Genomic DNA, 19599 nt, shown 5'->3' on the forward strand with positions numbered 1-19599 from the left:
AGGTAGGGATTGTTTATGCCGTATCTTCTCTCTTTCATATTATGCCTTTCTTTATCGCCTATTTGGCCTCTTGGTGATAATCCACGTGCCGGAGATCCTTTCATTATTGTAAATAAAGCGACGAATAAATTAGCTTATATTGACGATGGGAAAATTCAGAAGGTTTTTCCAGTAGCGACAGGGAAAACAAACGAATTAACTCCAGAGGGAACTTTTGATATTGTAATGAAAGCGAAGGACCCATATTATATTGCGAAAAATATTCCAGGTGGATCACCAAAAAATCCACTTGGATCTAGGTGGATGGGATTTAATGCCAGAGGAACTGATGGGAGTAAATATGGAATACATGGTACAAACCAACCTAGTTCAATTGGAAAGTATATTTCACAAGGGTGTATAAGAATGAAGAAAAACGATGTGGAATATTTATTTGATCGCATTCCAATTGGAACGAAAGTATGGATTGTAAAATCGAAAAAATCATTTCAGCAATTGGCAAAAGAAAAAGGAGCCATTGCATATGAAAAAGCCAACGAAAAGGTTGGCTTTTTCTATTGTAATAAGTTGTCTTGACATGTGTACATAACCATGCGTTAATGAGAGTATAGAAAGGTAAAGTGAAACTTTAATCAGTGGGAGGTTATTACCCGCTCATTATTAGCCCAAACCAATCGGAGTAAAATTAGATAAAGGGGTTGCTCATATGTACTTGAATCCAAAACTTTCGTATATGCAGTTTTTTATGGGATTTCTATTTGTTATTACATTCATATTGGCAACTTTTAATATATGTTCTTATCTTGTAGCGATTGTATGTATGGCATTACTCAATCTTACTTTTGTTATTGGGGCATTTCAGCAGAAACAATATACAAGTTTTGTAATAGCGCTTGTAATGTCATTTTCCTTTAGTATTGTAGCGATTGTGCTTTATACAAAATAAACCATCTCGATTTCGAGATGGTTTATTTTTATTGTGTGTAAAAGTAAAAAAAGGACGAACACATCGTCCTTCTTACCAAAACATACTTGCGCCAGCAAGTAATGTTGTTACAAGCATAGAAATTAGCATTACATAAATCATAACTTTTTGAGCTTTTTTATGCATCGTTATACCTCCTTGCAAATCAGTACAATATCATTGTAACGAGAAATGATATTGTGGACAAGGGGAGAGAAATGACAAAATTCGAGAAGTGCGTGTAAAGTATAACAGGAAATTTGTATGTAGGTAGAGAATATATAAAATGATGGAGTATAAGTTTTTTGTTATGCAAGCTGAAGAATGGAGATACAATGATGAAAATATACGAAACAAATCGTTTGCATTTAAGAGAAATTGATGAGTCGTATGCTGAAAAAGTTCTTCAATATTACGACAGAAATCGTGAATTTTTAAAAGCTTGGGAAGAGTATAGACCGGATGATTTTTTTACGTTAGATTATCAAAAGAAAAAGTTACAAAAGGATAGAAGAGAGTTCGCAGAAGGTAAAATCATCAGGCTTTGGATTTTTAAAAAGGGTGATGATACGAAAATAATTGGGTGTATTTCATTTAATTTAATTGTTCGTGGAATTTATCAATCTTGTGTACTCAGTTATAAATTAGATAAAGCAGAGTTAAACAAAGGTTATACGACAGAAGCGCTTAGAAAAGCTATTCAAGTTGCTTTTGAAGAATTTCAATTACATCGTATAGAAGCACCTATTATGCCGCGAAACTTAGCATCTATACAAGTAGTGACGAAGATAGGCTTTCAATATGAGGGCGTGTCTAGAAAGATGTTAATGGTTAATGGAGTGTGGGAAGATCATATGCGCTGGGTATTGTTAAATGAGTAATAGAAAGCAGATGGTTATCTAGACATATAAACCGTCTGTTTTTTGTCTTGTATTTCGAAACTTTTGCGAAATTCTGTTATAATTAATAGTGTTACATACATAATGGTAGTGCAGGAGGCGCAGTCTTATGATTAATCAAGAACGTTTAGTAAATGAATTCATGGAATTAGTACGAGTAGATTCTGAAACGAAATTTGAAGCAGAAATTTGCAAAGTATTAACAAAGAAATTTACAGATTTAGGTGTAGAAGTATTTGAAGATGACACAATGGCTGTTACTGGGCATGGTGCAGGTAACTTAATTTGTACATTACCAGCAACAAAAGATGGTGTTGATACAATTTACTTTACTTCTCATATGGATACAGTAGTTCCTGGTAATGGAATTAAGCCTTCTATTAAAGATGGATATATCGTATCAGATGGTACTACGATTTTAGGTGCGGATGATAAAGCCGGATTAGCATCAATGTTCGAAGCAATCCGTGTTTTAAAAGAAAAAAATATCCCTCATGGTACAATTGAATTTATTATTACAGTTGGAGAAGAATCTGGTCTTGTTGGTGCAAAAGCATTAGATCGTGAGCGCATTACTGCGAAATACGGTTATGCATTAGATAGCGATGGAAAAGTTGGTGAAATCGTTGTTGCAGCTCCAACACAAGCGAAAGTGAATGCAATTATTCGCGGAAAAACAGCTCACGCTGGTGTAGCACCAGAAAAAGGTGTATCTGCAATTACTATCGCAGCGAAAGCAATTGCGAAGATGCCACTTGGTCGTATTGATTCTGAAACAACTGCAAATATTGGACGTTTTGAAGGTGGTACACAAACGAATATCGTTTGCGATCATGTACAAATCTTTGCAGAAGCGCGTTCTTTGATCAATGAAAAAATGGAAGTACAAGTTGCGAAAATGAAAGAAGCATTTGAAACAACTGCAAAAGAAATGGGCGGTCAAGCAGACGTTGAAGTAAACGTTATGTATCCAGGATTTAAATTTGCTGATGGCGATCACGTTGTAGAGGTTGCAAAACGTGCAGCTGAAACAATTGGTCGTACACCTTCTCTTCACCAAAGTGGTGGCGGAAGTGATGCAAACGTAATTGCAGGACACGGTATTCCAACAGTTAACTTAGCGGTTGGTTATGAAGAAATTCATACAACAAACGAAAAGATTCCTGTTGAAGAATTAGCGAAAACAGCAGAATTAGTTGTTGCAATTATTGAAGAAGTAGCGAAGTAATGTAATAGAAAAAGCGTGTAAATCAATTGTGATTTACACGCTTTTTATTTTGATTCGATTGCTTTTACAAGGCGGATAAGCCAATACAAGAAAATCCATGGCAGTATGTAAGTTGTTACTACATGGATTAGGCGAGGAAGGAAACCAGCTATGTTCATATCAAAAATAGGAAGAAGTAAATAATTGATTGCGACGATTAGTATAATTACGAGGAACGTATAGTTGAGTTTATCAGTTGATTTCATAGTAATCACTCCTGATTACAAATATATCCACTTTATTTAAATTATAGCAATAAACATGATAGAAAAGAACAAGTAATTATTATAATTATTGTGCAAAATTTGATATAATAAAAGAACGAACGTTCTGATTAGGGAGTGAGTACTATGCGAGAAATGTATCCGAAAAAGGGTCGTGTTATTTTACATGTAGATATGAATTGTTTTTTCGCATCTGTTGAAATTGCTCATGACTCATCATTACAAGGGAAGCCGTTAGCGGTTGCTGGAAATGAAAAAGAAAGAAAAGGAATTATCATAACATGTAGTTATGAGGCGAGAGAATATGGAATACGTACAACGATGCCTCTTTGGGAAGCGAAACGGTTATGCCCACAATTAGTTATAAGACGTCCTAATTTTACATTATATCGCGAAGCTTCATTTCAAATGTTTCAAATTCTTTCCCGTTTTACAGAAAAAATACAACCAGTCTCAATAGATGAAGGGTATTTAGATATTACAGATTGCTACGCACTTGGTTCACCTCTTGAAATAGCAAAGATGATTCAGCAAGCGTTATTAACAGAGTTACAGCTGCCGTGTAGCATCGGAATTGCTCCAAACCTTTTCCTTGCAAAAACAGCTTCTGATATGAAAAAGCCTCTCGGTATTACGGTGCTTCGAAAACGAGATATTCCAGAAATGATTTGGCCACTTCCAGTTGGAGTGATGCATGGAATTGGAGAAAAAACAGCTGAAAAATTAAATGCTATTCATATACAAACCATTGAGCAGTTAGCAAAGGGAAACGAACATATCATTCGCGCTAAAATTGGAAAGCACGGTGTTGATTTACAAAAGCGGGCAAAAGGTATGGATGATAGGGAAGTTGATCCGAGTCAAATGGGACAACATAAAAGCGTTGGTAACTCGATGACTTTTTCAAAGGATATGGATGAAGAGAAAGAATTACTTGATATGTTAGAACGGCTATCAAAATCAGTGAGTAAGAGGTTACAAAAGCGAACTCTTGTCAGCTATAATATTCAAATTATGATTAAGTATCATGATAGGCGAACAGTAACGCGGAGTAAGCAATTGAAAAATGCCATTTGGGAAGAACGAGATATTTTTCAAGCAGCTTCTCGTTTATGGAAGCAACATTGGGATGGTGATTCCGTTCGTTTGCTAGGTGTTACAGCTACTGAAATAGAGTGGAAGACAGAATCGGTGAAACAATTAGATTTGTTTTCATTTGAAGAAGATGCGAAAGAAGAACCATTACTTGCTGTCATTGATCAAATTAATGATAAGTATGGAATGCCAATTTTACAACGAGGTAGTCAACTACTACGTAAGCAAGAAAAGTCTTTTCAGCAAAAATTAGAAAATAAGTTTATGTAGAAGGTGTCATGAAGCAGTACATATCATGACCCTTTTTATTATAAAGTTTTTATAGAAAACCAATTGTCTCTTTTGCACTACAAGCAAAAGAATTATTTAATAACTCAAGTGAAAAGATAATTTTAGATGAGTTTCATCAAAGTATGTATACAAATTTTGGACGGAATATGCCGATTTGCTATATAAATATAAATAAAAAAGCACTGTAACCAGTGCTTTTTATGATAGATTAAGAGATTGTATTATTTTCAAAAATAACAATTTCTGAACTGTTTGTTGTTGAAACACGTTGTGCATAATATGTGAAAGCTGAAGAAATATATGTTGGTAACGAATCATTTGTATGTGTTGTTGTATATTCATGGATTAACTCTTTCAAAGTCGTCCATTCTAATTGTGCTGGGTGATCAGACACGAAAGAACTTACCCAGCGATCAAATGAAGATGAAAAATCAGTTTGTAAACGAAATGCTTCTTTCATAATAAAACGCTCCCTTAAAATGTAGTATAATCATTTTAGCATAAAACACGAACGATTGCTAAGTTTTTCGAGTATAACGTTCGTGATATATAGTTGTCTAGATGATTGGTTATGTAAAATCGATTTGCCATTTGAAATAACATTCCGTAAGATGGAAGGTAGATTATATAAAGAGCTGGAGGAAAGAAAGTGGAATTTGTATTTTTAGGAACTGGTGCAGGTGTTCCTTCGAAAGGAAGGAACGTTTCGGCAATTGCTTTGCAATTGTTAGAAGAACGAGGACAGACTTGGTTATTTGATTGTGGCGAGGCGACGCAACATCAAATATTACATACGTCAGTACGTCCACGCCGCATTGAAAAAATATTTATTACGCATTTACATGGTGATCATATTTTTGGATTGCCTGGTTTATTAGGAAGCCGTTCGTTTCAAGGAGGGACTACACCTTTAACAGTGTATGGACCAAAAGGAATTAAACAATTTATTGAAGTGGCATTATCAGTAAGTACGACACATGTAAAATACCCACTTGAAATTGTTGAGATAACAGAAGAAGGTACTGTGTTTGAAGATAATGAATTTCACGTGGCAACGAAAAGGTTGTCACATGGTATTGAATGTTTTGGGTATCGTATTATAGAGAAAGATATACAAGGTGCTCTTTTAGTCGATAAATTGCTGGAGATGGGCGTGAAACCAGGTCCACTCTTTAAACGTTTAAAAGATGGGGAAGTAGTTGAATTAGAAAATGGTACGATGCTAAATGGAAAAGACTTTATCGGTCCGCCTCAAAAGGGAAGAATTATTACCATTTTAGGTGATACGAGATATTGTGAAGCGAGTAGAGAGCTGGCACAAGACGCTGACGTACTTGTTCATGAAGCAACTTTTGCGGCAGAAGATGAACAACAAGCGTATGATTATTTTCATTCTACATCTAAGCAGGCTGCAAGTATTGCACTTCAGGCAAATGCAAAACGATTAATATTGACTCATATTAGTTCTCGTTATCAAGGAGATACATATAAGGAATTATTGAAAGAGGCAAGAGAGCTATTTTCTAATACAGAAATAGCTACAGATTTGAAATTATTTCCAGTGGAGAGATAATAATGTTATAAAAAAATGGTGACGAAAGGTTGCCATTTTTTTATTTCTAAAAAAAATTTAAAATAAAGCTGTTATCATTTTATGCTTATATTGGATGAAACAGAAAGTTTTAATGATGTGAAGATATAGGATGAAACTACATAGTATTGATTATTTAGAAAAACTGTTATATAAGTCAGACGACATACGAGTGATACAAATAGCAAAAACGGATTTTTATTCAGAACTTTTAAAATTCAATAAAAGTAAGCGTTTTATTAAAAACAGGCTATAATGAGGACAGATTATAATTTACTGTAGGCTACATGTGTTTGATTCATTTATCATAACAAGTGAAGTTGAATAAATCGTGAGAGAGCAACATGGAAATTATAATAGGAAGGATATTACTATTATTTGTATTAAGTCTTTTTCACTTTTTAGCTTTAAGGCATCAAAAGGTATGAAAGCAATGGGTGTTTCACTTGTTTGTGCTATGCTTGTAAGGGGTTCTGTGTTAAACTTTGGATTGCTACAAGACTTTACCGTAGATTATCTTATATTATTTTTAAATGAAGGTAATGCTAAGTTTCTTATTTAATATTATAACTGGTATTATTTCAGGATATATTGCTTCACTGTTATTCAAAAACAATCCAATTCGTACAGCGGAACAAATTCGTAATACAACTGGAAAAGCAACCGATTTGGTAGCTTAATAGAATAGTGAAAATTTTTTTCATAGAGGTTTAGGGGGAGTTATGATGAAGTATCGCTCAGTATTTGATATTATTGGTCCAGTTATGATTGGTCCATCAAGTTCACATACAGCAGGGGCAGCAAGAATGGGGCAAGTTGCTCGCCAGCTGTTTCGTCATGAACCAGAAAGAGTAAGCATTTCATTATATGGATCATTTGCAAAGACGTATCGAGGGCATGGTACGGATGTAGCGTTAATTGGTGGAATATTAGGATTTGAAACAGATGACTTACGTATTCCAGAAGCGCTAGATATAGCAAAAGAGCGCGAAATTGAAGTGGAATTCATTGAAGAGGATGCAAATGCACCTCACCCAAATACAGCGAGAATTCGTTTGTATAAAGGTGAAGAAGAAATTGAAGTTGTAGCTTGCTCAATTGGTGGCGGTAAAATTGAAGTTGTAGAATTAAACGGATTCGATCTTCAATTATCAGGCACGAGTCCAGCACTACTTATTGTAAATAACGATCGCTTCGGTGCTATTGCAGCAGTAGCTTCAATCCTTGCGAAACATGAGATCAACATTAGTACAATGAGTGTTTCTCGTAAAGAAAAAGGAAGAAGAGCGCTGATGGTTATCGAAACAGATGAATTATTAGCAAATGAAGTGATTGAAGAAATAAAAGCGCAACAAAATATTTGTCAAGTAACTATTATGGAATAATTGCAGGGGGGACACACCATGTTTCGGAACGCAGCGGAACTAGTGGCGCAAGCTAAAGAACAAAATGTAAAAATCGCAGAAATTATGATTCAATGTGAAATGGAAACAAGAAGTATTTCACGTGAAGAAGTAATTGCGGGTATGGAAAAGAATTTAGTCGTGATGGAGCAAGCAGTAGAACGTGGTATTCGCGGTGTGAAATCACCAACTGGTTTAACTGGCGGAGATGCTGTAAAAGTTCAGGCGTATATGGAGAGCGGAAAAGGCTTATCTGGAGATACGATTTTGGATGCAGTGAGTAAAGCTGTTGCAACAAATGAAGTAAACGCAGCGATGGGAATTATTTGTGCAACACCAACGGCAGGGTCTGCTGGAACAGTGCCAGGTGTACTATTTGCACTAAGAGAAAAATTGCAGCCTACACGTGAAGAAATGATTGAATTTTTATTTACAGCAGGAGCTTTTGGTATGGTTGTTGCGAATAACGCTTGTATTTCTGGTGCGGCAGGAGGATGCCAAGCTGAAGTTGGTTCAGCAAGTGGAATGGCAGCTGCAGCTGCAGTTGAGATGGCTGGTGGAACACAAGATCAAGCAGCTACAGCGATGGCAATTTCATTAAAGAACATGCTTGGTTTAGTATGCGATCCTGTTGCAGGACTTGTAGAAGTACCTTGTGTAAAACGTAATGCAGCAGGAGCTGCAAATGCGATGATTTCAGCTGATTTAGCATTAGCTGGTGTAACGAGTACAATTCCATGTGATGAAGTAATTGAGGCAATGTTTAGAATCGGACAAACGATGCCAGTAGCACTTCGTGAAACAGCTGAAGGTGGACTTGCAGCAACACCGACTGGTCGCCGTCTGCAAGAAGAGATTTTTGGAAAGACTAATAACTAAAAAATATATGTTTATAAAAAAATGGAGCTCAAGTAAGATTGAGCTCCATTTCTTATTTTTCTTTTGTTAGTTGTTCTAATGTTTCCCCGAGATTATGTGATCGTTGTGTAGCCTGTGTAATACAAGAAATAAGGGCTTGTTGAAATTGATGTTCTTGTAATACTTCAATGCCAGCTTCGGTCGTTCCACCAGGAGAAGTAATTTCCTTTCGCAAAATAGAAGGGTGTTTTTCACTTGCTTTTAGCATTTCAGCAGCACCAATCATCGTCTGAAGAATAAGTGACTTTGCAACATCTTCTTTTAAACCGATTTTTTTTGCGGCTTCTTCCATCGCCTCTACTACGTAATAAATATAAGCAGGGCCACTTCCGGATAATGCAGTGACAGCATGCATATCTTCTTCCTCTACAACAGAGACGAGACCAATCGTTTCAAATAAGGCTGTTGCAGTCTGAATATGTTCCGCTTTTGCATGTTTTGAAGGCGAGATAGCAGTAGCTGATTTTAAAATAGCAGCAGATGTATTTGGCATGGCGCGAATAATCGGAACATCTTTTTGAAGTAGGTTTCTAATCGAGTGAGTAGAAACACCTGCTAATAACGAAATAATAAGCAGGTTATTATGTATATATTCTTTAAAAGGGATAAGCGCTTCTGCAACATCCTTTGGTTTCATCGCTAGAAAAAGAATATTTGTATCAGTAAGTAGTTCTTTTTTATTATGTGTACCTTTGACACCGTATTTTTTATGTAGCTCCTGTAACCTTGTCTCGTTAGAACGATTACTTACGGTAATTTGTTCGGCTTTCACAACATTTGCATGTAACAAGCCACCAATAATAGCTTCAGCAATAGAGCCTGCACCGAGAAAGGAAATGTTTTGAATAGACATGATGTTCCTCCTTTAAATTTGGTAGAAATTCTTATAAATGTACATACATTCGTTTTTAAATAGGAAACACCTCTTTTTATCTGAAAATAATGACAAATATATATAGAAGTTGTAAACTGAAGAAGTATTCATTTTTGAACCGGAAAGAGACAGGGGGGCTAAGCATGACGGCAATTCACCGAATGGAGATTCCTGTGCCATTTGCAGTTGAAACTGTGAATGTGTTTTTAGTTGAGGGGGAGACATTAACATTAATTGATACAGGGACGAATACAGAAGTGGCAAGAAATGCGTTAGAAAGTCAGTTAGGTGCATTAGGATATACGATAGAAGATATTGAAACAGTAGTCATTACGCATCATCATGCGGATCATTGTGGGCTTTTAAATATATTTTCTGAGAAAACAAACATTATTGGACACCCTTGGAATGAGCCTTGGATTACGCAAAATCCAGAATTTTTAAAGCGGTATCATGAGTTTTTTAGAGAGACAGCTTTGCAATTTGGTGTTCCAGCAGCATTTTTGAAAGACGAGGCGTTATTAACGACAAGAACACTTAAATATTCTTGTAATAGATCGTTAACGCATACTGTGAGAGAGGGAAATCGTATTGATTCCTTACCTGGGTTTACAGTAATCGAAACACCAGGTCATGCTTCCACTCATATTTCATTATATAGAGAATCTGATGGGATATTAATTGGCGGTGATGCTCTCATTAGTCATATTTCTTCGAATCCAATATTAGAACCACCATATGAAGGACAAACAGAAAGGGCACGCCCGTTATTACAATATAATCAAACGTTAAAGCGTTTAAGTGAAATGAATATTTCACGCATTTTATCAGGACATGGAGAAGATGTCCTAAATGTGAAACAACTTATTGAAACGAGATTACAAAAGCAAGAAACACGTGCGTTTAAAGTGCTTGAGTTATTAAAGGAAAAACCAATGACAGCATTTGAAGTATGTGTAAAACTATTTCCGGTATTATATAAAGAGCAATTACCACTTACTATTTCAGAAACGGTTGGACAATTAGACTTTTTAGCATATAATCAACAAGTGATGATTGATGAATCTTCGCAACAATTGATTTATTATGCAAAGTAGGTGACAGCAATGACGGGACGTTTACAAAATAAAGTAATCGTCATTACAGGTGCTTCTAGTGGAATTGGAGAGCAAGTTGCAATGCAAGTTGCAGAGCAAGGGGCGACTCCAGTATTAATGGCTAGAACAGAAGAGAAATTAAAAGTGTTAGCAGAAAAAATTAAAGAAACTTATAATACGCCTTGCCATTATTATGTATTAGATGTAAGTGAAGAGACGGAGGTACAATCTGTTTTTTCAAAGGTATTACAAGAAGTGGGACGTATTGATATATTAGTAAACAATGCGGGATTTGGTATTTTTAAAACGTTTGAAGATGCGTCAATGGATGAAGTGAAAGATATGTTCCAAGTAAATGTATTTGGATTAGTAGCTTGTACGAAAGCGGTACTACCTTATATGGTAAACAGAAACGAAGGACATATTATTAATATTGCTTCACTTGCTGGGAAAATTGCGACTCCAAAATCAAGCGCATATGCAGCGACGAAACATGCCGTATTAGGGTTTACGAATAGTTTACGCATGGAGTTGTCTAGTACGAACGTTTTTGTAACAGCGATTAATCCAGGTCCGATAGATACGAACTTTTTTGAAATAGCTGATCAATCCGGTACATATGTGAAAAATATGGGACGATACATGTTAAAGCCAACTTATGTAGCAGAACAAATTGTAAAATCAATGAAAACGAAAAAGCGTGAAGTAAACTTACCGAAGTGGATGGGCATGGGGCCGAAACTTTATGCTCTATTCCCAGGTTTATTTGAGCGTGTTGCAGGCAAATCATTAAGCAAAAAATAGGAGATTTCCATATGGAAATCTCCTATTTTTTTTATTTTCCAGTCACATAATCGTAAACAATATCCTCAACTGCTTCGTATACATCAATTTCAGTATTTGAATGAATTATCGTTTGAATCTGTTTAATTAGCATCTCCTGATCCTCATTTGACATAGGATTACATTGGTATTGTTGAAAACTTTTTATAATCATTTTCTCAATTAATTTTTCATTCATGTTTTCCCCGCCTGTATGTACGTATGTATTGTTTTATTGTACTTGAAGTGGAATGAAAAAACTACTATACATTATTTGTGTATAAAAATTCGGGTGTGTATATTGTTTTTCTAGTAAAATTAAGTTTTTTAAGTTTAAAAAATTTATAAATATTTAATTGACTCTATAAATATACAATATTATAATCATACTTAATTTAAAGAATCGATATGAGGAGGAGCGTATGAAAGTCGCGATTATTGGAGCAACTGGGTATGGAGGTATTGAATTAATTCGGTTATTAGAGCAACATCCATATTTTTCGATAGCATCTCTCCATTCTTTTTCACAAGTTGGCGAGTGCATAACAAATGTATATCCGCATCTTCGAAATATTCTTGTTCATACGTTACAAGAAATTGAGGCGGAGGAAATAGAGAAGGAAGCAGAAATTGTATTTTTAGCAACCCCAGCAGGAGTATCGGCAGAGTTAACTCCAAAATTATTAGCAGTAGGTTTAAAAGTAATTGACCTATCTGGAGACTTTCGTATGAAAGATCCTTTGATATACGAACAGTGGTATAAAAGGGCAGCTGCAAAAGAAGAAGTCCTTAGTGAAGCTGTATATGGGTTAAGTGAATGGAAAAGGTCCGAGATTCAAAATGCAAATTTAATTGCAAACCCAGGATGTTTTGCTACAGCTACATTATTAGCGATATTGCCGTTAGTACGTAGCGGCATGATTGAAGAAGATTCAATTATTATTGATGCAAAATCAGGGGTATCTGGAGCAGGCAAAACACCAACAACGATGACTCACTTTCCTGAGTTATACGATAACTTACGTATTTATAAAGTAAATGAGCATCAACACGTCCCTGAGATTGAGCAAATGCTTGCAGAGTGGGATAGGGAAACGAAGCCAATCACGTTTAGTACACATTTAATACCGATATCACGAGGGATTATGGTTACACTGTATGCGAAAGTAAAACGAGAAATGGAAATAGAACAACTTCAAAAGTTATATGAAGAAACGTATGAACAATCGGCTTTTATTCGAATTCGCACGCAAGGAGAGTTTCCGAGTCCGAAAGAAGTGAGGGGCTCAAATTATTGTGAAATGGGGATAGCTTACGATGAAAGAACAGGAAGAGTGACAGTCGTTTCTGTTATAGACAATATGATGAAAGGTGCGGCTGGGCAAGCGATTCAAAATGCAAATATAGTAGCGGGACTAGAAGAAACTACAGGTTTACAATATATGCCGCTTTATCTATAAGGGGGACATAATGATTAAAGTAGCGTCTATTACAAAAGTAGAAAATGGTTCGATTGTAACTCCGAAAGGTTTCTCGGCCATTGGTACTGCAATTGGTCTGAAAAAGGAGAAAAAGGATTTAGGGGCAATCGTTTGTGATGTACCGGCATCATGTGCTGCTGTTTATACAACAAATCAAATACAAGCAGCCCCCTTGCAAGTAACAAAAGATAGTATAGCGGCTGAGGAGAAATTACAAGCTATTATCGTCAATAGTGGAAATGCAAATGCTTGTACAGGAATGAAAGGATTACAAGATGCTTACGAGATGCGAGTATTAGGAGCGGAACATTTTGGATTGAAAGAAAATTATGTTGCAGTAGCTTCGACAGGTGTAATTGGTGTTCCTTTACCGATGGATATAATTCGAAAGGGAGTTGCAACTCTTATACCGACGAAGGAAGAAAGTGAAGCGCGTTCTTTTTCTGAAGCGATTTTAACGACGGATCTTATAACGAAAGAAACTTGCTATGAAATGATTATTGATGGGAAAAAAGTGACGATTGCTGGTGTTGCTAAGGGCTCAGGGATGATTCATCCGAATATGGCAACGATGCTGAGCTTTATTACGACAGACGCTCATATAGAGCATGACGTATTGCAAACAGCATTATCGCAAATAACGAATCATACATTTAATCAAATTACGGTGGATGGAGATACTTCTACGAATGATATGGTCATCGTTATGGCAAGTGGATTATCAGAAACGAAACCAATTCATATGGAACATCCGGATTGGGAAACTTTCGTATTTGCTTTACAGAAGGTATGTGAAGATTTAGCCAAAAAAATTGCACAAGATGGTGAAGGTGCTACGAAGTTAATAGAAGTAAATGTGCTAGGAGCGAAAGCGAGTGAAGAGGCAAAGAAAATTGCAAAGCAAATAGTCGGTTCAAGTCTTGTGAAAACAGCAATACACGGTGAAGATCCAAATTGGGGGCGAATTATTAGCGGCATTGGACAAAGTGAAGTAGTAATTAATCCAAATACAATTGATATTACTCTTCAATCTATCGTTGTGCTAAAAAATAGTGAACCTCAAATGTTTTCTGAAGAGGAAATGAAAAAGAGATTACAAGAACATGAAATTATGATTGATGTGTATTTACATTTAGGAGAAGAAGCAGGATCAGCTTGGGGCTGTGACTTAAGCTATGAATATGTGAAAATAAACGCTTGTTATCGTACATAAGGAGAGGGAAGATGAGCGATTATATTGTAGTGAAATGCGGCGGTAGTATGTTGGAGCAATTAAATGATGTGTTTTTTGATTGTATAAAGAAATTACAGCAGAAGTATAAGGTAGTGATTGTCCATGGTGGTGGTCCAGAAATTGATACCAACTTAAAAAATTGTAATATCAAAGTAGAAAAAAGAGATGGATTACGAGTGACACCAAAAGAAGTTATGGATATTGTTCAAATGGTGCTATGCGGGAGTACGAATAAAAAGTTTGTAATGAATTTGCAAAGGCATAATTTACTTGCGGTAGGTTGTTCAGGGTGTGACGGCAAATTACTTCAAGTTCAACCTGTCAGCGAGGAGATAGGATATGTGGGAGAAGTAAGCTATGTAGAAACAGCCTTACTAAAAGGATTAATAAATATGAATTATATTCCTGTTATTGCTCCAATCGGGATCCATGATAATGAGATTTATAACATAAATGCGGATACCGCTGCAGCTGGGATTGCGGCCGCACTATCCGCAAAAGAACTCATTTTTATTACGGATGTAGATGGGATATTACATGAAGGGAAATTGGTAAAGAAAACAGATGAGTCTGAAATTGCAACTCTTATAGAAAAAGGAGTTATTACAGGCGGAATGATTCCGAAAGTACAGGCGGCACTAGCTTCATTAAAAATGGGAGTGCACAAGATAAGTATCGTAAATGGTACAAAAGATTTTACTAAAGATACAGGAGAATGTATCGGAACGACGGTAACGAGAGGAGTGAGTATCGTATGACAACTCATCTTTTTCAAACATATGGGAGAAGAACTGTTGAGTTTGTAAAGGGAAAGGGAACGAAAGTTATTGATAATAACAGTAAACAATACTTAGATTTTACGTCAGGAATTGGCGTATGTAATTTGGGACATAGTCACCCTACAGTTATGAAAGCTGTACAAGAACAACTTGATGATATATGGCATATATCTAACCTATTTACAAACAGTTTACAAGAAGAAGTCGCGTCATTATTAACAGAAAATATAGCATTAGATTATGTGTTTTTCTGTAATAGCGGAGCAGAGGCGAATGAAGCAGCTTTGAAGCTAGCTCGTAAGCATACTGGAAAATCTCTCGTCGTAACATGTCTGCAATCTTTTCACGGTAGAACATTCGGAACGATGAGTGCGACGGGGCAAAATAAAGTGAAAGAAGGATTTGGTCCACTCCTTCCGTCTTTTTTACATATCCCCTTTAACGATATAAAAGCATTAGAGGAAGTAATGAATGAAGAAATTGCGGCGGTAATGGTAGAAGTTGTTCAAGGAGAGGGAGGAGTCATACCTGCTGATCTATCTTTTTTGCAAGCGATTGAAGCATTATGTAATAAGTTCGGTTCCTTATTTATTATAGATGAAGTACAAACAGGGATCGGAAGAACAGGTACATTATTTGCTTATGAACAAATGGGAATAAAACCTGATATCGTTACCGTCGCAAAGGCACTTGGAAACGGGATTCCTGTCGGAGCGATGATTGGCCGGAAAGAACTTGGAACATCGTTTACTGCAGGCTCACACGGTTCAACGTTTGGTGGAAATTATATTGCGATGGCTGCAGCGAAAGAAGTATTGCAAGTAAGCAAAAGACCATCGTTTTTAAAAGAAGTACAAGAAAAGGGCGAGTATGTATTACAGAAGTTGCAAGAGGAATTACAACATGTCGAATGTATTCAAAATATACGTGGTAAGGGGCTTATGATTGGAATTGAATGTACGCATGAAGTTGCAAGTTTTATAGAACAACTAGAAAAAGAGGGACTTCTCGTATTACAAGCAGGGCCTAATGTTATAAGGCTATTACCGCCACTTATTGTAACGAATGAAGAGTTAGAACAGGCAGTATATATGATAAAAAAAGTAGTTTGTACAAAAAACGTATCGATCATATAAGGGGGAAATTTCATGTCAACTGTACAAGTACCGAAATTAAATACGAAAGATCTTTTAACACTAGAAGAATTAACGCAAGAAGAAATTATTTCTTTAATTGAGTTCGCTATATATTTAAAAAAGAATAAGCAGGAGCCTTTATTACAAGGCAAAATATTAGGGCTTATCTTTGATAAACATTCAACTCGTACTCGTGTATCTTTTGAAGCGGGAATGGTACAGCTCGGGGGACATGGTATGTTTTTAAGTGGGAAAGAGATGCAAATGGGAAGAGGAGAAACCGTTTCAGATACTGCGAAAGTATTATCGCATTATATTGACGGGATCATGATACGTACATTCTCACATGCGGATGTAGAAGAGCTTGCAAAAGAATCGAGCATACCTGTAATTAACGGTTTAACGGATCATCATCATCCTTGTCAAGCATTGGCAGACCTAATGACAATATATGAAGAAACAAATACATTTAAAGGAATAAAATTGGCTTACATAGGTGACGGAAATAATGTATGTCATTCATTGTTGTTAGCGAGTGCGAAAGTCGGAATGCATATGACTGTTGCAACGCCTGTAGGGTATGAACCGAATGAAGAGATTGTAAAAAAAGCGTTAGCAATTGCCAAGGAAACAGGAGCTGAAATTGAAATTTTGCATAACCCTGAATTAGCGGTGAATGAAGCAGATTTCATTTATACTGACGTTTGGATGAGCATGGGGCAAGAGGGCGAAGAAGAGAAATATACTTTATTTCAACCATATCAAATCAATAACAAACTTGTTAAGCATGCGAAGCAAACATATCGTTTCTTACACTGCTTACCTGCCCATCGTGAAGAAGAAGTAACAGGCGAGATTATAGATGGACCACAGTCTATTGTCTTTGAGCAAGCTGGTAATCGATTGCATGCGCAAAAAGCATTATTAGTAAGTTTATTTAAAAATGTAGAAGAGCCTTCCTAAGTGGAAGGTTTTTTTATATTGAAATGTCATATGTATATTTAGTTAACCATTTTGATATCATCTATAATAAAAGAGAAACTGAAATTTGTTTTTCGGAGTGTGTAAGGGCATACTAGGTATAAAAATATAGTTAAAGAGATGATGAGAGTGAAAACAACTAAGAAAACATATTCGTTTTTTCAGCGGATGTGGAGAATATTAAAGTTTCAATATTATAAGTTACTTCGATCGCCAGAAGGAGCAAAGAAAGTATCGCTAGGTTTTGCTATAGGATTTGGTTTAGAAATGTTAGTCATTTATACGGCATCGCTCGTATATGTAATATTTTATCCGATTGTTCGATTAGCAAGGGGATCTTTTCCTGCTGCGGTTATTGGCAATATTCTTGGGAAGATTTCGTTTCTTCCAGTAGTTTTATTCCCACTTGCTTATGCATTAGGGAAAATGATTTATCCATTTCATGTACAGAAAATACATCATGAACCATTTACAATATCTGATTTGTTTTCGAGTCATATTTTTATGATATTGAAGGGGTTATTACAGAGTGAAGTGTATGTATTAATTGGAATGACCATTTTAGGAGTTGTATTTGGTGTAGTTTCATATTTCGTTGTGCATTATTTATATGAAAAGAACCGTAAGTTACGCCTGAAGAATAGAAAGAAACGAGTGAGAGAACCACTCATGCAAATATAAAGAGTGTCACATTCATTTTCTCCTTTGAATATGTTTAAGAAAAAGGGGGAGAGAATGAATGTATTATTATTACGTACCGCAAGTATATCCATATGTAAATTATCATCCGGTTTATGATATGAATAGACAATACGAATTATATCGACAACAACAATTACAGCAATTACCACAAATACCATCACAACAACCTACGCAAGATCAAAAACCATATTTAACGACATGGCCGTATTCAAATGTATACTATGGTAATTATTACGAATCATAAAGCTGCTTCTATTTAGAAGCAGCTTTATGCGTTTGTTTTCAAAATTAAATTTTGAATGGTTTGAAGAGAATGGATGAGCTTCTCACGCTCTTCCTCAGATAATGTTTGGAAATTTTCTTTTAATTTGTCTAAAATGAATTGTTGATACTGATTTACTAACAATTTCCCTTCACTTGTTAGGGAAATTAAAATGACCCGTCGATCTTTTTCGCTATAATGACGCTCTATTAGTTCTTCTTGAATCAGTTTGTTTAATAGAGGTGTCATGTTAGGCCTTGAAATCGCTAGCCGCTTGCCGATTTCGGAAACTGCTAATGTGCCATTCTCATGCAGAAGCAGTAATACTTGTGTATGTGATGGCGGCATATGTCTTTGAGAAGAAAATTCTCCAGGAAGCATAAATTTGCGATAAAAAAGAGGCACTAGCGAAAGAAGATGATCAACAATACGTTCCCACTCGCGTGATTCCATATAAAGGCCCCCTTCCACTCTCATTGTAACAAAAAAGACATGTTATAAAAATAGAATTGTTTCATGGAAACTTTAATATTTGTAGGCTAACACTTTTTTTGTAAATGAATCGGCAATAATCGTATAGCCTTTATCATTTGGGTGTACTTGGTCAAAGAGTAATTCTTTTTTATCATTCGATATTAATTTACGAATTGGTAAAACGATAGATGGTTGATTTGCTTTTGAAATGGAATAAACGGATTCATTCCAGCCATCTAAAAACATATCTGCATAACTTGCGATGGAGTCATCGAGTTGTAACGGGTTATAGAGTTCGGAAAGAATGAGTAAAGCATCCGGATTTTGATCTCGAACTGTCTTTACAATATTTTTTACATCAGCTTCAAAATGAGCTTTTTCTTTATTTAACATTTTAATACCATCTATAACACCGACATCACGATTTAAGCGAAATAAATTATTTCCCCCAATATTAATCGTAATTATATTTGCTGCTCTAATTTTTTGCTTTACATCTTCTGATTGAACCTTTTTAGCGAGACGATCTGTTGTAAGACCGTTTATCCCAAGGTTTTCTACAGTAATTGGTTTATGAATTTGTGCTTCTATTTGTCTAGAGGCTAATTCAGCAAATCCCCCTTGTGTCGATCCATATCCTTTGGCAAGCGAATCACCTAGTACGAGATGATAAAAGGAATCGTTTGTTTGCTTATCAATCCAACTTGGAGTAGATGTTTTTTCTGTTTTTTCTTCGGGTTCATTTTGTTTTGTCTCATCGTTCTTTTCAAAATAAGAATAAGAAATGATTAGAAGGAGGAGACAAACAATTGTTAAGATGACTTTTTTCATAATTCATCCTCCTTGTAATTGGTAATTGTATCATATTCAGCAGTATTAGCAATGTAAGGGCATATTATATGTTTATGAAAAGTTTACAATAACTTTACAGAAAATTTGTAGAAGTATGTCAAAAAATATTGACGATATGAAAGGACATTATATATGATAATGTCAGATAAGGTAAAATTCTACATAGTGGGAGCTTTATCTCCCGTTAATTGCTAGTCTCCATCAATTGATCGTTTAAGGAGACTACTCGTTAGCGCAGGATGAAATGAAAATC

The 19599-nt window shown here is 35.7% G+C and carries 25 protein-coding genes; 18 read left to right on the top strand and 7 right to left on the bottom strand.

The features are described 5' to 3' along the window. Window positions 1-15 precede the first annotated feature (15 nt). Both ACQVV1_RS04355 and ACQVV1_RS04360 read left to right on the top strand, forming a co-directional pair. Window positions 16-576, top strand: a complete 561-nt coding sequence (locus ACQVV1_RS04355) for a L,D-transpeptidase (protein ID WP_063223020.1) — start codon at window positions 16-18, stop codon at window positions 574-576. A 130-nt stretch (window positions 577-706) separates the two neighbouring features. Beyond that, a complete protein-coding gene (locus ACQVV1_RS04360; RefSeq protein WP_029439874.1) occupies window positions 707-946 on the top strand; it encodes a DUF3894 domain-containing protein in 240 nt (79 codons plus the stop codon). Window positions 947-1018: 72 nt separating this feature from the next. Here the strand turns inward: ACQVV1_RS04360 and prli42 are convergent, their stop codons facing one another. Next, window positions 1019-1111 (bottom strand): stressosome-associated protein Prli42, encoded by a 93-nt coding sequence (prli42, locus tag ACQVV1_RS04365; RefSeq protein WP_000549038.1) that lies wholly within the window; start codon window positions 1109-1111, stop codon window positions 1019-1021. A gap of 188 nt (window positions 1112-1299) precedes the next feature. Between prli42 and ACQVV1_RS04370 the strand changes: the two genes are divergently transcribed. Both ACQVV1_RS04370 and ACQVV1_RS04375 read left to right on the top strand, forming a co-directional pair. Next, window positions 1300-1845 carry a GNAT family N-acetyltransferase gene (locus ACQVV1_RS04370; protein WP_063223021.1) on the top strand — a complete coding sequence of 182 codons (546 nt, stop codon included), beginning with the start codon at window positions 1300-1302 and terminating at the stop codon, window positions 1843-1845. 127 nt (window positions 1846-1972) lie between these two features. After that, the gene (locus ACQVV1_RS04375; RefSeq protein WP_309259307.1) at window positions 1973-3091 is read left to right on the top strand and encodes a tripeptidase T; all 1119 of its coding nucleotides are present in this window, start codon (window positions 1973-1975) and stop codon (window positions 3089-3091) included. A gap of 44 nt (window positions 3092-3135) precedes the next feature. Here ACQVV1_RS04375 and ACQVV1_RS04380 read toward each other — a convergent pair whose 3' ends face one another. Then, complete coding sequence (locus ACQVV1_RS04380; protein WP_309259306.1) at window positions 3136-3336, bottom strand: hypothetical protein; 201 nt, start codon at window positions 3334-3336, stop codon at window positions 3136-3138. A gap of 144 nt (window positions 3337-3480) precedes the next feature. On the opposite strand from ACQVV1_RS04380, the gene ACQVV1_RS04385 reads away from it, so the two are divergent. Further along, window positions 3481-4719: a DNA polymerase IV gene (locus ACQVV1_RS04385; protein WP_242252172.1), complete on the top strand. Its 1239-nt coding sequence runs from the start codon at window positions 3481-3483 to the stop codon at window positions 4717-4719. 229 nt (window positions 4720-4948) lie between these two features. Here ACQVV1_RS04385 and ACQVV1_RS04390 read toward each other — a convergent pair whose 3' ends face one another. Then, on the bottom strand, window positions 4949-5200 hold the full coding sequence (locus ACQVV1_RS04390; protein WP_431168646.1) for a DUF3932 family protein: 252 nt from the start codon (window positions 5198-5200) through the stop codon (window positions 4949-4951). A 189-nt stretch (window positions 5201-5389) separates the two neighbouring features. Between ACQVV1_RS04390 and rnz the strand changes: the two genes are divergently transcribed. From rnz to sdaAA, 4 genes are all read left to right on the top strand, one after another. Further along, window positions 5390-6313: a ribonuclease Z gene (rnz, locus tag ACQVV1_RS04395; RefSeq protein ID WP_309259305.1), complete on the top strand. Its 924-nt coding sequence runs from the start codon at window positions 5390-5392 to the stop codon at window positions 6311-6313. Between the two features lie 560 nt (window positions 6314-6873). Next, a complete protein-coding gene (locus tag ACQVV1_RS04400) occupies window positions 6874-7011 on the top strand; it encodes a hypothetical protein (RefSeq protein ID WP_161940519.1) in 138 nt (45 codons plus the stop codon). A 45-nt stretch (window positions 7012-7056) separates the two neighbouring features. Continuing rightward, complete coding sequence (gene sdaAB, locus ACQVV1_RS04405; protein ID WP_060632200.1) at window positions 7057-7716, top strand: L-serine ammonia-lyase, iron-sulfur-dependent subunit beta; 660 nt, start codon at window positions 7057-7059, stop codon at window positions 7714-7716. Between the two features lie 18 nt (window positions 7717-7734). Further along, window positions 7735-8613 carry an L-serine ammonia-lyase, iron-sulfur-dependent, subunit alpha gene (gene sdaAA, locus ACQVV1_RS04410; RefSeq protein ID WP_063223027.1) on the top strand — a complete coding sequence of 293 codons (879 nt, stop codon included), beginning with the start codon at window positions 7735-7737 and terminating at the stop codon, window positions 8611-8613. Window positions 8614-8665: 52 nt separating this feature from the next. Here sdaAA and proI read toward each other — a convergent pair whose 3' ends face one another. Then, window positions 8666-9505: a pyrroline-5-carboxylate reductase ProI gene (gene proI, locus ACQVV1_RS04415; protein ID WP_242252169.1), complete on the bottom strand. Its 840-nt coding sequence runs from the start codon at window positions 9503-9505 to the stop codon at window positions 8666-8668. A 164-nt stretch (window positions 9506-9669) separates the two neighbouring features. Here proI and ACQVV1_RS04420 point away from each other — a divergent pair, with 164 nt between their 5' ends. Both ACQVV1_RS04420 and ACQVV1_RS04425 read left to right on the top strand, forming a co-directional pair. Then, window positions 9670-10623, top strand: a complete 954-nt coding sequence (locus ACQVV1_RS04420) for an MBL fold metallo-hydrolase (RefSeq protein ID WP_431168647.1) — start codon at window positions 9670-9672, stop codon at window positions 10621-10623. A 9-nt stretch (window positions 10624-10632) separates the two neighbouring features. Continuing rightward, window positions 10633-11427, top strand: a complete 795-nt coding sequence (locus ACQVV1_RS04425) for an SDR family oxidoreductase (RefSeq protein WP_098555497.1) — start codon at window positions 10633-10635, stop codon at window positions 11425-11427. A 31-nt stretch (window positions 11428-11458) separates the two neighbouring features. Here ACQVV1_RS04425 and ACQVV1_RS04430 read toward each other — a convergent pair whose 3' ends face one another. Continuing rightward, window positions 11459-11644, bottom strand: a complete 186-nt coding sequence (locus tag ACQVV1_RS04430) for a YqzH family protein (protein WP_063223031.1) — start codon at window positions 11642-11644, stop codon at window positions 11459-11461. Between the two features lie 223 nt (window positions 11645-11867). Here ACQVV1_RS04430 and argC point away from each other — a divergent pair, with 223 nt between their 5' ends. From argC to ACQVV1_RS04465, 7 genes are all read left to right on the top strand, one after another. Then, on the top strand, window positions 11868-12905 hold the full coding sequence (argC, locus tag ACQVV1_RS04435; protein WP_242252165.1) for an N-acetyl-gamma-glutamyl-phosphate reductase: 1038 nt from the start codon (window positions 11868-11870) through the stop codon (window positions 12903-12905). A gap of 10 nt (window positions 12906-12915) precedes the next feature. Further along, window positions 12916-14139 (top strand): bifunctional glutamate N-acetyltransferase/amino-acid acetyltransferase ArgJ, encoded by a 1224-nt coding sequence (gene argJ, locus ACQVV1_RS04440; RefSeq protein ID WP_242252164.1) that lies wholly within the window; start codon window positions 12916-12918, stop codon window positions 14137-14139. Window positions 14140-14150: 11 nt separating this feature from the next. Then, entirely contained in the window at window positions 14151-14918 is a 768-nt protein-coding gene (gene argB, locus ACQVV1_RS04445; protein WP_063223034.1) for an acetylglutamate kinase, read from the top strand. Continuing rightward, window positions 14915-16075, top strand: a complete 1161-nt coding sequence (argD, locus tag ACQVV1_RS04450; RefSeq protein WP_242252163.1) for an acetylornithine transaminase — start codon at window positions 14915-14917, stop codon at window positions 16073-16075. The genes argB and argD overlap by 4 nt, the downstream gene beginning before the upstream one ends. Window positions 16076-16087: 12 nt before the next feature. Continuing rightward, complete coding sequence (gene argF, locus ACQVV1_RS04455) at window positions 16088-17038, top strand: ornithine carbamoyltransferase (protein WP_431168648.1); 951 nt, start codon at window positions 16088-16090, stop codon at window positions 17036-17038. Between the two features lie 138 nt (window positions 17039-17176). Beyond that, window positions 17177-17737 (top strand): DUF2062 domain-containing protein, encoded by a 561-nt coding sequence (locus tag ACQVV1_RS04460; RefSeq protein WP_431168649.1) that lies wholly within the window; start codon window positions 17177-17179, stop codon window positions 17735-17737. A 58-nt stretch (window positions 17738-17795) separates the two neighbouring features. After that, window positions 17796-18002, top strand: coding sequence for a hypothetical protein (locus tag ACQVV1_RS04465; protein ID WP_060632192.1), 207 nt, complete (start codon window positions 17796-17798; stop codon window positions 18000-18002). A 24-nt stretch (window positions 18003-18026) separates the two neighbouring features. On the opposite strand, the gene ACQVV1_RS04470 is transcribed toward ACQVV1_RS04465, so the two are convergent. Both ACQVV1_RS04470 and ACQVV1_RS04475 read right to left on the bottom strand, forming a co-directional pair. After that, window positions 18027-18473 carry a MarR family winged helix-turn-helix transcriptional regulator gene (locus tag ACQVV1_RS04470; RefSeq protein ID WP_060632191.1) on the bottom strand — a complete coding sequence of 149 codons (447 nt, stop codon included), beginning with the start codon at window positions 18471-18473 and terminating at the stop codon, window positions 18027-18029. A 72-nt stretch (window positions 18474-18545) separates the two neighbouring features. Further along, window positions 18546-19325, bottom strand: coding sequence for a GDSL-type esterase/lipase family protein (locus ACQVV1_RS04475; protein WP_016086392.1), 780 nt, complete (start codon window positions 19323-19325; stop codon window positions 18546-18548). Window positions 19326-19599: the final 274 nt, after the last annotated feature.

Origin of the sequence: Bacillus basilensis (assembly GCF_050630465.1) — a bacterium.
GTDB classification, from domain to species: Bacteria; Bacillota; Bacilli; order Bacillales; family Bacillaceae_G; genus Bacillus_A; species Bacillus_A basilensis.

Bases quoted from the DNA above. Each gene is read 5' to 3' on its own strand.
- ACQVV1_RS04355 (WP_063223020.1), top strand. From the start codon at position 16: ATGCCGTATCTTCTCTCTTTCATATTATGCCTTTCTTTATCGCCTATT.
- ACQVV1_RS04360 (WP_029439874.1), top strand. From the start codon at position 707: ATGTACTTGAATCCAAAACTTTCGTATATGCAGTTTTTTATGGGATTT.
- prli42 (WP_000549038.1), bottom strand. From the start codon at position 1,111: ATGCATAAAAAAGCTCAAAAAGTTATGATTTATGTAATGCTAATTTCT.
- ACQVV1_RS04370 (WP_063223021.1), top strand. From the start codon at position 1,300: ATGATGAAAATATACGAAACAAATCGTTTGCATTTAAGAGAAATTGAT.
- ACQVV1_RS04375 (WP_309259307.1), top strand. From the start codon at position 1,973: ATGATTAATCAAGAACGTTTAGTAAATGAATTCATGGAATTAGTACGA.
- ACQVV1_RS04380 (WP_309259306.1), bottom strand. From the start codon at position 3,336: ATGAAATCAACTGATAAACTCAACTATACGTTCCTCGTAATTATACTA.
- ACQVV1_RS04385 (WP_242252172.1), top strand. From the start codon at position 3,481: ATGCGAGAAATGTATCCGAAAAAGGGTCGTGTTATTTTACATGTAGAT.
- ACQVV1_RS04390 (WP_431168646.1), bottom strand. From the start codon at position 5,200: ATGAAAGAAGCATTTCGTTTACAAACTGATTTTTCATCTTCATTTGAT.
- ACQVV1_RS04400 (WP_161940519.1), top strand. From the start codon at position 6,874: ATGCTAAGTTTCTTATTTAATATTATAACTGGTATTATTTCAGGATAT.
- sdaAB (WP_060632200.1), top strand. From the start codon at position 7,057: ATGAAGTATCGCTCAGTATTTGATATTATTGGTCCAGTTATGATTGGT.
- sdaAA (WP_063223027.1), top strand. From the start codon at position 7,735: ATGTTTCGGAACGCAGCGGAACTAGTGGCGCAAGCTAAAGAACAAAAT.
- proI (WP_242252169.1), bottom strand. From the start codon at position 9,505: ATGTCTATTCAAAACATTTCCTTTCTCGGTGCAGGCTCTATTGCTGAA.
- ACQVV1_RS04420 (WP_431168647.1), top strand. From the start codon at position 9,670: ATGACGGCAATTCACCGAATGGAGATTCCTGTGCCATTTGCAGTTGAA.
- ACQVV1_RS04425 (WP_098555497.1), top strand. From the start codon at position 10,633: ATGACGGGACGTTTACAAAATAAAGTAATCGTCATTACAGGTGCTTCT.
- ACQVV1_RS04430 (WP_063223031.1), bottom strand. From the start codon at position 11,644: ATGAATGAAAAATTAATTGAGAAAATGATTATAAAAAGTTTTCAACAA.
- argC (WP_242252165.1), top strand. From the start codon at position 11,868: ATGAAAGTCGCGATTATTGGAGCAACTGGGTATGGAGGTATTGAATTA.
- argJ (WP_242252164.1), top strand. From the start codon at position 12,916: ATGATTAAAGTAGCGTCTATTACAAAAGTAGAAAATGGTTCGATTGTA.
- argB (WP_063223034.1), top strand. From the start codon at position 14,151: ATGAGCGATTATATTGTAGTGAAATGCGGCGGTAGTATGTTGGAGCAA.
- argD (WP_242252163.1), top strand. From the start codon at position 14,915: ATGACAACTCATCTTTTTCAAACATATGGGAGAAGAACTGTTGAGTTT.
- argF (WP_431168648.1), top strand. From the start codon at position 16,088: ATGTCAACTGTACAAGTACCGAAATTAAATACGAAAGATCTTTTAACA.
- ACQVV1_RS04460 (WP_431168649.1), top strand. From the start codon at position 17,177: ATGATGAGAGTGAAAACAACTAAGAAAACATATTCGTTTTTTCAGCGG.
- ACQVV1_RS04465 (WP_060632192.1), top strand. From the start codon at position 17,796: ATGTATTATTATTACGTACCGCAAGTATATCCATATGTAAATTATCAT.
- ACQVV1_RS04470 (WP_060632191.1), bottom strand. From the start codon at position 18,473: ATGGAATCACGCGAGTGGGAACGTATTGTTGATCATCTTCTTTCGCTA.
- ACQVV1_RS04475 (WP_016086392.1), bottom strand. From the start codon at position 19,325: ATGAAAAAAGTCATCTTAACAATTGTTTGTCTCCTCCTTCTAATCATT.